Source organism: Magnetococcales bacterium (assembly GCA_015228935.1).
Classification (GTDB): domain Bacteria; phylum Pseudomonadota; class Magnetococcia; order Magnetococcales; family DC0425bin3; genus HA3dbin3.
Window position 1 is genome coordinate 1 of sequence record JADGCO010000131.1, and the last position, 9,802, is coordinate 9,802.

10 protein-coding genes are annotated in these 9,802 nt (G+C 54.6%); 7 read left to right on the forward strand and 3 right to left on the reverse strand.

Going from position 1 to position 9,802, the window contains the following annotated elements; genetic code table 11:
* Positions 1–61: 61 nt before the first annotated feature.
* Positions 62–562 (reverse strand): hypothetical protein, encoded by a 501-nt coding sequence (locus HQL65_18845; protein MBF0138295.1) that lies wholly within the window; start codon positions 560–562, stop codon positions 62–64.
* Positions 563–1,032: 470 nt separating this feature from the next.
* On the opposite strand from HQL65_18845, the gene lolA reads away from it, so the two are divergent.
* The 6 genes from lolA (at position 1,033) to HQL65_18875 (ending at position 7,234) form a co-directional block, all read left to right on the forward strand.
* Positions 1,033–1,692, forward strand: coding sequence for an outer membrane lipoprotein chaperone LolA (lolA, locus tag HQL65_18850; protein MBF0138296.1), 660 nt, complete (start codon positions 1,033–1,035; stop codon positions 1,690–1,692).
* A 14-nt stretch (positions 1,693–1,706) separates the two neighbouring features.
* Positions 1,707–2,192 carry a YajQ family cyclic di-GMP-binding protein gene (locus tag HQL65_18855; protein MBF0138297.1) on the forward strand — a complete coding sequence of 162 codons (486 nt, stop codon included), beginning with the start codon at positions 1,707–1,709 and terminating at the stop codon, positions 2,190–2,192.
* 5 nt (positions 2,193–2,197) lie between these two features.
* On the forward strand, positions 2,198–3,574 hold the full coding sequence (rimO, locus tag HQL65_18860) for a 30S ribosomal protein S12 methylthiotransferase RimO (protein MBF0138298.1): 1,377 nt from the start codon (positions 2,198–2,200) through the stop codon (positions 3,572–3,574).
* Positions 3,575–3,612: 38 nt separating this feature from the next.
* Positions 3,613–5,061, forward strand: coding sequence for a replication-associated recombination protein A (locus HQL65_18865; GenBank protein ID MBF0138299.1), 1,449 nt, complete (start codon positions 3,613–3,615; stop codon positions 5,059–5,061).
* Between the two features lie 30 nt (positions 5,062–5,091).
* Positions 5,092–5,466 (forward strand): fluoride efflux transporter CrcB, encoded by a 375-nt coding sequence (crcB, locus tag HQL65_18870; protein ID MBF0138300.1) that lies wholly within the window; start codon positions 5,092–5,094, stop codon positions 5,464–5,466.
* Between the two features lie 223 nt (positions 5,467–5,689).
* A complete protein-coding gene (locus tag HQL65_18875) occupies positions 5,690–7,234 on the forward strand; it encodes a diguanylate cyclase (protein MBF0138301.1) in 1,545 nt (514 codons plus the stop codon).
* Between the two features lie 22 nt (positions 7,235–7,256).
* Here the strand turns inward: HQL65_18875 and xerD are convergent, their stop codons facing one another.
* Both xerD and HQL65_18885 read right to left on the reverse strand, forming a co-directional pair.
* Positions 7,257–8,153, reverse strand: a complete 897-nt coding sequence (gene xerD, locus HQL65_18880) for a site-specific tyrosine recombinase XerD (protein ID MBF0138302.1) — start codon at positions 8,151–8,153, stop codon at positions 7,257–7,259.
* On the reverse strand, positions 8,110–8,919 hold the full coding sequence (locus HQL65_18885) for a class I SAM-dependent methyltransferase (protein MBF0138303.1): 810 nt from the start codon (positions 8,917–8,919) through the stop codon (positions 8,110–8,112). Before HQL65_18885 ends, xerD begins: the two co-directional genes overlap by 44 nt.
* Positions 8,920–8,963: 44 nt before the next feature.
* Here HQL65_18885 and gloB point away from each other — a divergent pair, with 44 nt between their 5' ends.
* Positions 8,964–9,731 (forward strand): hydroxyacylglutathione hydrolase, encoded by a 768-nt coding sequence (gene gloB, locus HQL65_18890; GenBank protein ID MBF0138304.1) that lies wholly within the window; start codon positions 8,964–8,966, stop codon positions 9,729–9,731.
* Positions 9,732–9,802: the final 71 nt, after the last annotated feature.

The following is a 9,802-nucleotide window of genomic DNA, read 5'->3' on the forward strand; positions in this document are numbered from 1 at the left end:
GTGTTCATGCCATGGAGTATACCATATGTCGGCTATCCAATGCAAGGATTAGTACATCGTCTCAGTGTGGTCGGAAGGATTTATTTCCCGGGATGCGGCAGACTTGCAGGGGCGGGTTCAATACTTCCAGGCTGTGCAGGAGCATGTCGTTGGCCTCTTCCACGGTGAGGGCGTTGCCTTGCTCCGCAAGCAGCAGACGGTCACAACGCTCCATGGGCATTCCCGCCCAGAGATGAAACGTGTGGTTCAGTTGCCGCCAGTGAAACAACCTGGGCGAGGGTCCTTCCATGATCTTCCAGACCTGATCGAGGAGAGGGTCGGTTTTTTCCAGGCATTCCGGACAGGAGATGTAATACTCCTGGCTGCGCACGTTCCAGAAGGCCACGGTCCGCACTTCCATGATTCCCGCCAGCCAGTCGGAAAACACATCGAGGATGGGTTCAACACCGGAAATTCCCGTCAGTGCGCATTGCAATTCTTCGAGACGAAATTGTCGTTGCATCAGGGACGACAATGGGACAAGTTTTTCTGGATCCGGAATGTTCAACGCATGCAAATTCATTTTCCTGGCCCCGGGACAAGGTGTAAGAAAACAGGAAAGACGGCTGGAACGGGAAAAAACCAAGCGATTTCCATGCCAGATGAAACAAACGGCTTTTGACTCTTCTTCTGCCGGGAATATTCCGGAATAAAATATGGTGGGGTCTTCATGTCGGATTGCAGTGGAAATGAAGGGATGTTATGGGTTAACCTTGTATGGTAAGGATTACATGAGAATCCTGTGCCGGGAGCCGGGCCAGTGCAGGGAGTCGGGGTTTCCGGGAAAAATCGGTCGTTGGCAACAGGTTGCCCCCGGTTCTCATGCAAAGAGGCCAGGGTTTCCATGCCGATGCGAAAAATTGGCAGCCATGTCGTCCCGGATTCCTGAGGATGGAGCCAAGGTTTCCTGGAAGAAGGGAAAAAAACAGGATTGTTCGTGAGGGTGTGAGTGTTTGTGGGGATGTGAGTGACAAAAAAGGGTGAGGGGTTTGCATGAAAAAAAGCAGGTGGCTCAACCAGCGCATCCAAAAAGGTGCATGGTTGCTCTTGTTTCTGTTTTGGCCAATGCTCGTCTGGAGTGCCGAGGATCGTGCCCCCATTGACCGCTTACAAACCTTTCTGAATGGCATGAAAAGCATCGATGCGGATTTCACCCAGGTGGTATCCGATCCTGCCAATGGCAAAAAAACCGAGTTCAAAGGAAGATTTACGGCAGTCCGGCCCAATCTGTTCCGCTGGGATTATCGTCTTCCCTACGAACAGGTCATCGTATCGGATGGTACCTGGATTTGGCACTATGAACCGGATCTCATGCAGGCGACCCGGGTATCTGCCAGCCAGATGGAAAAAACTCCAGCGGGGTTTTTGATCACCGGCAAGCGGGTCGAGGATGCCTTCTCCTGGAAAGCCGTCCCCGATCCGGATTGGCAAACACCGGCAGTGATCCTGCGCCCCCGCCAACCAGACAATAATTTCCAGGAAATCACGGTGACCCTGGATCCGGGTGGCGAAAAAATTCGTCAAATGATCGTGGTCGATAATCTGGGTAACCGTTCACTTTTCACCTTTCAGGACATGCGCCATAATCGAACCCTGGAAAAGCAGGGGTTCCGGTTTGTACCACCAGCGGGTGTGGATGTGGTTGCAGAGTAGAGGGAGATCGGATCATGCCATCATTCGATATTGTCTCGAAGGTGGATTTGCAGGAAGTGGACAACGCCGTCAATCAGGCCGCCAAGGAGTTTGGCAACCGGTTTGATTTCAAAGGGTCCAAAAGCCGGCTGGAACGCGAAGAGTCCGTGATCAAACTGACCACGGAAGACGAATTCAAGCTGGAACAAATCCTTGACATCCTGCGCGGTAAATTCATCAAACGGCAGGTGGATCCCAAGTCTCTCGACTTTGGCAAGATTGAACCCGCATCGGGGGGGATGGTCCGCCAACTCGTCACCATCCGGCAGGGAATCGACAAGGATCTGGCCAGAGAGATCGTCAAAAAAGTCAAAGAGTCCAAAATCAAGGTTCAGGTGGCCATTCAGGGCGAGGAGGTGCGTGTTTCAGGCAAGAAACGAGACGACCTCCAGGAAGTGATCGCCCTTCTCCGGAAAGAGGATCTTGGCCAGCCCATCCAATTTGAAAATTTCCGGGATTGATGAATATGTCGGGCAAAACAGACCAGAAAATCGGCATGATTTCCCTGGGGTGTGCCAAAAATCTGGTTGATAGCGAATTCATGCTGGGCCAGTTTCGAGGACAGGGATATCAATTCACGCACGATCCTGAACAGGCGGATATTCTTGTCGTCAATACCTGTGCCTTTGTGGCCGAAGCCGAAACCGAATCACGCGAAGCCATTCGGGAAATGCTCGCCGTCAAGAAGGCGCACCCAGATAAAAGAATAGTTGTTACTGGTTGTCTCGCCCAGCGTTACGGGGAACGCTTGGCCCAGGATCTGCCGGGCCTGGACGTCATTCTCGGCTCGGGCCAGTATCAGCGGCTCATTCCCCTGATCAATTCGATCAATCCCAACCCCGAACAACCCCTGGTGGGTCTGGGACCACCGACCTTTCTGCCCAAGGGAACCGCCGAACGTGTCCTGACCACGCCCAGTCACACGGCCTACGTCAAAATTGCGGAAGGGTGCAACAATCCTTGTACGTTTTGCATCATTCCCAAGCTGCGGGGTCCATTCCGTTCCCGAATGCCCCGGGACATCGAACAGGAAGTCCGGCGTCTGGCCAAACAGGGGGTCAAGGAGATCAATCTCGTCTCCCAGGATACGACACTCTATGGTCGGGATTTGAGTCCCCGTACCGATCTGCCTTCGCTTCTGCATCGTCTGGGAGATATTGATGGCATCGAATGGATCCGCATGCTCTATCTCTACCCGACCCTGATCAGTGACCGCCTGCTGATCACGATCCTGCGCCAGGAAAAGGTCCTGCCCTATCTTGACATGCCGTTGCAACATTTTCACACGGGGGTTTTGACCCGTATGAAACGGTCAGAACGGGCAGGCTCGGTCAGGCGCTTGTTGCGCCGTATTCGGGGCGTGCTGCCCAATGCCATTCTGCGGACCACGATGATCGTCGGTTTTCCCGGTGAAACCGATGAAGAGTTTCAGGCCTTGTATGATTTTGTTGCGGAAGCCCGTTTTGATCATCTGGGTGTGTTTACCTACTCCAACGAGGAAGGGACGCCGGCAAGCCAGATGTCCCAGCAGGTTCCCCATCTTCTGGCGCAGGAACGTTCTGCCCGCCTGATGGCCCTGCAACAATCCATCAGTCGGGAAAAACTCGCCAAACTTGTCGGTCAGGTCCTGCCGGTCATGGTGGATCATGTCTCACCGGAAAGCGGTTTGTTGTTGCAGGGCCGTTACGCCGGGCAGGCCCCCGAGGTGGATGGTGTGGTTTATATCAACGACGGTTCACGCATCGAACCCGGGCGCATCGTTCCGGTTAAAATAACCGAATCCCACGAATATGATCTGGTCGGACGTGTGGTGGCCGTCACCGGGGAGAGGCCGCCCGGATGAAGGCTTCGGGCAGTGGTCTTGCTCCGCTGGCCGACCGGATGCGTCCGACATCCCTGGAACACATTCTGGGTCAGGAAAAGTGGACCGGCCCTGGCGGCCTGATTCGCATGGCCCTGCTGCATGACCATATTCCCTCGCTGATTTTTTGGGGACCACCCGGGTGTGGCAAGACCACTCTGGCCCGGGTCATGGCTGCCCAGACCCGCAACCGCTTCGAATCCATGTCGGCGGTCTTTTCCGGGGTGCGCGAATTACGGGCCGTTGTGGAACGGGCACAAATGGTTCGCAAGACCGAGGGGGTGGGCACCATTCTGTTTGTCGATGAGATTCACCGGTTCAACAAGGGGCAGCAGGATGCATTTCTGCCGTTTGTCGAAGACGGCACCCTGATTTTGCTTGGGGCCACGACCGAAAATCCCTCTTTCGAACTGAACAACGCCTTGTTGTCGCGTTGCCGGGTCGTGGTTTTGGAACCCTTGACTGAAGCGGCCCTGGTCACCTTGTTGAGCCAGGCGCTGGCCGATCCGGAGCGTGGCTATGGTACCTGTCCAGTGCATCTGGAAGAGGGTCTCCTTGCCGAGATTGCCCGGCGCTCGGGCGGGGATGCCCGCCATGCCTTGAATCTCCTCGAAACCCTCATGGAGCTGGCCGGAGAGCGTGCCGAAAGTTTTTCGGAACATCGCCCCGGCTTGGCTGATATTGAATGTTCTCCGGAACATCGCCCCGGCCTGGCCGATATTGAAGGTTCTCCGGAACATCGCCCCGGCCTGGCCGATATTGAAGGTTCTCCGGAACATCGCCCCGGCTTGGCCGATATTGAAGGTTCACCAGAACGTCGTCTCCGTTTGGCCGACCTGGAAATCTCCCTGGCCCGACGCTCTGCCCTGTTTGACAAGGCCGGCGAAGGTCATTACAACCTGATTTCTGCCCTGCATAAATCCCTGCGTGGTTCGGATGTGGATGCCTCCCTCTACTGGTTGGCCCGCATGCTGGAAGGGGGCGAGGATGGTCTCTATATCGCCCGGCGCATGGTGCGGTTTGCCACCGAGGATATCGGCAATGCCGATCCCCAGGCCCTGGCAGTGGCCTTGCATGCCCGGGACGCCTTTCATTTTCTGGGTTCTCCAGAGGGGGATCTGGCCCTGGCCCAGGCGGCGGTCTACCTGGCTACTGCCCCGAAAAGCAACAGTATTTACAAAGCCTTCTCTGCTGCCCGCCAACAGGCTGCCACAACGGGACATCTCACGCCGCCGCTCCATATCCTCAATGCCCCCACCCACCTGTTGAAAAATCTGGGTTATGGATCTGGTTATCGCTATGCACATGATTACGAGGATGGTTATGTTGCCCAGGATTATCTTCCCGACGCCCTGCGCGGCCAGCATTTTTATCAACCCGTGACACGCGGCTTCGAACGCGAAATTGCCCGGCGTTTGGCCTATTGGCAACGCCTCCGGCAGCAGGCTGCAAAACATGATCATGAATAATAATCCCGCACGACAGCGGAGCATCCTGTCATGAAAATGGTCTTGATGATTGCCGGTGGCGGGGCATTGGGTTCGGTGGCCCGGTACCTGGTCAGCAGTTGGGTTTATCAGTGGCTGGGACGGCAATTTCCCTGGGGTACCCTGGTGGTCAATGTCGGGGGATCGTTTCTGATGGGATTTTTGCTCCATTTTTTGAGTGAACACCTGCCCGTTTCTCCAGAATGGCGGGCGGCAGCCCTGGTGGGCTTTTTGGGCGGCCTGACGACCTTTTCAACTTTTTCCAGCGAAACCCTGGAATTGCTCAAAAATGGTTTTGTCACCTCTGCCCTGCTGAATGCCCTGGTCAGTGTCACTCTTTGTGTCGGTGCCGTCTGGGTGGGCCTTTGGGTTTCCCGGTCGATATGAATATTCTGGTCAATCCGGGTTTTTCATCCTGAAATAAATGAACAATTTGATTTTTTGGTTTGGAAAACAGTCTGATTCAGCGTAAACTGACAATCTGAATTCAGAATGGGCCTGGACGTGTCTTATCTGGAATCGAAAAAATTCCTCTTTCAGTGATTTTGTATCCAGGAATCATGCGACGACGGGATGCACCAGTACTGTTGCACAGTTGGGGGAGTCGGGCATGCACACATCTGTCCTGTTTGTCGGGGATGAGCAGAAAAATCTGGATGCCCTGGTCCAGGGATATGGACCTCCTGCTTATATGGTTTATCAGGCATTGTCCTGTCGGCAGGCACTCGACATTTTACGGGCCAACCCTGTTGATATCCTTGTGACAGATCTGCAAATGCCCTGCATGAACAGCATGGAATTGATCCACGAGGCCAAAAAAATTCATCCGATCATGCAGGTCATTCTGATGCGGAACGCCCAGGATGTGTCCGCGCTCACACAGGCGTTACCCCATTATGATGCCTTCGAAATCATAAAACCGATCCATCCCGGGGAGTTTCGTGTTTTTATTGAACGTTGCAGTGAAATTCAAAAAACCAGACTGAATCTCCACCAGACTGGACGGTTGCTGGAAGTCGAAACGACCAATCGCAAACAGGCAGAAGATATTGCCAACCGTGCCCTGGCCACCAGGATTGCCATCAGTGCCCTCCTGGAAACCAGCCTGGAACCCCTTTCGCTCGCAAAACAGATCGACGTTATAATGGAAATTATTCTAACGATTCCCTGGTTTTCCGGAAAACGCAAAGGTGCTTTTTTCCTGCTGGATGAAGAGACCGGCAATCTGCGCATGGTAGGACAAAAAAATTTATCAGAACCGTTGCTTGAACTTTGTGCCCAGGTTCCCCTGGGGCATTGTTTGTGTGGCAAGGCCGCCGCGCAGCGTGAAATTATTTTCAAAAACCGGATCGATGATGATCATGTAAACCGTTATGATGGAATTCAAGAACACGGTCATTACTGTGTGCCAATTATTGGCAAGGACCGTCTCCTGGGTGTCTTGAGTTTGTATGTTCCTGTTGATCATCAACGCAATAATGATGAGGATGCCCTGTTGGGGACAGTCAGCAATACACTGACGCTTGTCCTTGAACACCGGCATACAGAAATTGAACTCAGGAGAGCCGAAGAAAAACTACGCTTCATGGCTTATCATGATCCCCTGACCGGTTTGCACAATCGGCAGTATTTTAACGTGACCTTCAACAAGGTGTTCAATGCCCTGCAAAATCCCAGCCGTCGCCAGAATGAACGGCCCTTCCAGGGTGCTTTTCTGGCCATTTTTGATATCGACCATTTCAAGAAAGTCAACGACACCTACGGCCATCTCATAGGCGATGAGGTGCTGGTTCTCTTTGCCCGGATCATCACCGAATGTTTCCGGGACAAGGATGCCTCCTTTCGCTTTGGAGGGGAAGAATTCGTCGTGCTGCTGAATGATATTTCAGCGGAAATTGCCGAAAAGGTCTTGAACCGCTTTCGTCTGGCCATCGAGGCCTATTCATTCCCCCAGGTGGGGCGGGTTACCGTCAGTATCGGTGGCGTGCAGATCGAAGCCGGAGAGTTGTCGGAAACCTTGCTTGAGAAGGCCGACAAGGCACTCTATTTTTCCAAAAGCAACGGTCGCAATCAGGTCAATATGTATCATGCCCTGATTGCATCCGGTGATCTGAAAAATGTGGACCATGGCACGGAAGAGGTGGATCTCTGGTGAAGATATCCTGGTCAGCCAACTTTCATGCCCTTGGATGCAACTCCCGATGGATTTGTTTCAGGCGATCCTGGGCCAGATGAGTATAAATTTCGGTGGTGGAAATATCAGCGTGCCCAAGCATCATCTGCACGGCCCGCAAATCGGCCCCGTGATTAAGCAAATGCGAGGCAAAAGAGTGTCGGATCAAATGCGGTGACAGGGACTTGGTAATTCCGGCCATGACGGCATGCCGCCGGATGACATACCAGAAATTTTGCCGGGTCATGGGCCCCCCCCTCGCCGTCACAAACAGGGCACGGGTGGTGTTCCCCCCCAACAACACCTGCCGCGCCGACCGGCGATATTGTTCCACCCTCTCCAGGGCTGCGGTGCCGACTGGCACGATACGCTCCTTGTCGCCCTTGCCGACCACGCGCACACACCCATACTCCATGTCGATGCTGTCCGTTTGCAGAAAAATCAGCTCCGAAACCCGCAAACCCGTGGCATAGAGCAGCTCCAGCATGGCCGCATCGCGCAGTCCCAGATCGGTACTGCAATCCGGAGCATTCAAGAGTGCTTCGACCTCTTCCTCGTCCAGGATTTGTGGCAAATGGCGCTGTAAATGGGGCGAGTCCAACAGGTGGGTTGGATCATCCTCCCGCTCCTCGCGCAGGATCAGGTGCCGATAAAAGCGTCGGAACGCCGACTGCTTGCGCGCCACGGAACTGGCTGCCATGTCCCGACCGGTCAATTCGCTGAGATAACAGAGAAGTGCCTCGCGATCTGCCAGGGGCAGGCTGGTACCCCGTTTGGCCAGAAAGGCCGACAACCCTTCCAGATCCTGCCGATAGGCCTCCAGCGTATTGGCCGACAAACCATGCTCCACCAAAAGTTCATCCATGAAACGATTGATCAGATAGGGATCCGTCATGGTCATTCCTCCTTGAATTGACAACGCCACGGTTGCCGGCCAGGGGCAACACGACTCTTCTGGGCCGGTGCAGAGAATAGGATTTTTCCAACAGGGGAGTGACGGCGTGGACAACTTTTTCCGCATCGCTCAGAATGACCCCCCCGAACCGGGCAAACCAGCGCTCTCCGGCATTTTCCCAGGCCGGGGCCGCCCGCAGAAAGCGTCGTCCGGAGAGGGGGGGCATGAAGAGAGCAAATCTCGCCTGCCGCAGGGCAAAAAACGAGGCTTCCAGAAGTTCCCGGATTTGCCGTGGCGAAAAAGACCGCCCCCAACTCAAGGGAACGGTCTCCCGGCGTGCCCAGAGTCCACTCCGATTGGGTACCACGGTATACAGGCGACCACCCGGTTTCATCACCCGCCAGATTTCCCGCAGGGTTTCGTGTGGAAAGTCGATTCCCTCCAAAAAATGGATCATGATCACCCGGTCAAAACAGCCATCGGGAAAAGGCAGGGCATTGGGGCGCACCAGGGCGATCCGATTGGGTGAACTGCTCGGCCAGGGAACCACGCCCATTTCCGCCGGCGCGGCTCCGAATGCCCCTTCGCGTCCTGAAATCACATATTCCATGTAGGGCTGGACAAAACCAAGCCCGAGTACGCTGCCCACCTTGTTGGGCCGCAGCTTGTTGGGCCGCAGCCATTGTTCCAGACTGTCCCCGATGATACGCGCCACCGCCCGTCCCTGAACCGTGGCATACCAGTTTTCCAGTCGAGTGGCGTCAAGGTTCATGGTATGAATTTGTTTTCCGCAACAGCTTGGAACCAGGAGTCACCATGAACGCCACCCATTTGCCGGTTTATTCAGTATCCGCCCTGCAAGACAACTATATCTGGATTTTTCCGACGGGACCAGAGAGTGTGGCTGTCGTTGACCCGGGGGAAGAGGGGCCTGTCAACCGTTTCCTGTCCGACCGCAAACGGCGTCTTTCCCACATTCTGTTGACCCACCATCACCACGATCATATCGGCGGTGTCATGGCACTCTGCAAAAGCCATTCCTCTTTGGTGGTGGGTGCGCGAGCAGATGGATCCCGCCTGCCCCATCTCGACTTGCCAGTCAGCGATGCGGCGTTGCTCACTTTGGGCACTCTCCAGGTTCGGGTCCTGGAAACTCCCGGTCATACGTCCGGCCATGTTGTCTATCATGTCGAAGATGCCTTGTTTGTGGGTGATACCCTGTTCCGGTACGGTTGCGGGCGGCTTTTCGAGGGAACGCCTGCCCAAATGTGGCACAGTCTTTTGAAAATTCGCGCCTTTCCTGACCAGACCCGCCTGTTTTCTGCCCATGAATACACCCTCAGCAACCTGCGTTTCGCCCGCGATCTGGAACCGGATCACCCTGAACTGCAACAGCAATCGGCAACCATCAGTCACATGCTGGATCAGGGAACCCCAACCCTGCCGGTCGAACTCCACTGGGAAAAGCGGTTCAACCCGTTTTTACGCTGTGACGATCCGCTCTTTGCCGCCAAAATCGGTGCTGGCACACTGACTCCCGAGGCTGTTTTTGCCACCCTGCGCGAGCGACGCAATCGATTTTGATTGTTTGGCGTGCATTTCAGAGGCTGTCTAATAACTTGTTAATTTCAAAAAAACGAATGAAAAACTGGGAT

What these genes read in the sequence shown, in the direction of transcription:
- HQL65_18845 (MBF0138295.1), bottom strand. Translation starts at nt 562, where the DNA reads ATGAATTTGCATGCGTTGAACATTCCGGATCCAGAAAAACTTGTCCCA.
- lolA (MBF0138296.1), top strand. Translation starts at nt 1,033, where the DNA reads ATGAAAAAAAGCAGGTGGCTCAACCAGCGCATCCAAAAAGGTGCATGG.
- HQL65_18855 (MBF0138297.1), top strand. Translation starts at nt 1,707, where the DNA reads ATGCCATCATTCGATATTGTCTCGAAGGTGGATTTGCAGGAAGTGGAC.
- rimO (MBF0138298.1), top strand. Translation starts at nt 2,198, where the DNA reads ATGTCGGGCAAAACAGACCAGAAAATCGGCATGATTTCCCTGGGGTGT.
- HQL65_18865 (MBF0138299.1), top strand. Translation starts at nt 3,613, where the DNA reads ATGCGTCCGACATCCCTGGAACACATTCTGGGTCAGGAAAAGTGGACC.
- crcB (MBF0138300.1), top strand. Translation starts at nt 5,092, where the DNA reads ATGAAAATGGTCTTGATGATTGCCGGTGGCGGGGCATTGGGTTCGGTG.
- HQL65_18875 (MBF0138301.1), top strand. Translation starts at nt 5,690, where the DNA reads ATGCACACATCTGTCCTGTTTGTCGGGGATGAGCAGAAAAATCTGGAT.
- xerD (MBF0138302.1), bottom strand. Translation starts at nt 8,153, where the DNA reads ATGACCATGACGGATCCCTATCTGATCAATCGTTTCATGGATGAACTT.
- HQL65_18885 (MBF0138303.1), bottom strand. Translation starts at nt 8,919, where the DNA reads ATGAACCTTGACGCCACTCGACTGGAAAACTGGTATGCCACGGTTCAG.
- gloB (MBF0138304.1), top strand. Translation starts at nt 8,964, where the DNA reads ATGAACGCCACCCATTTGCCGGTTTATTCAGTATCCGCCCTGCAAGAC.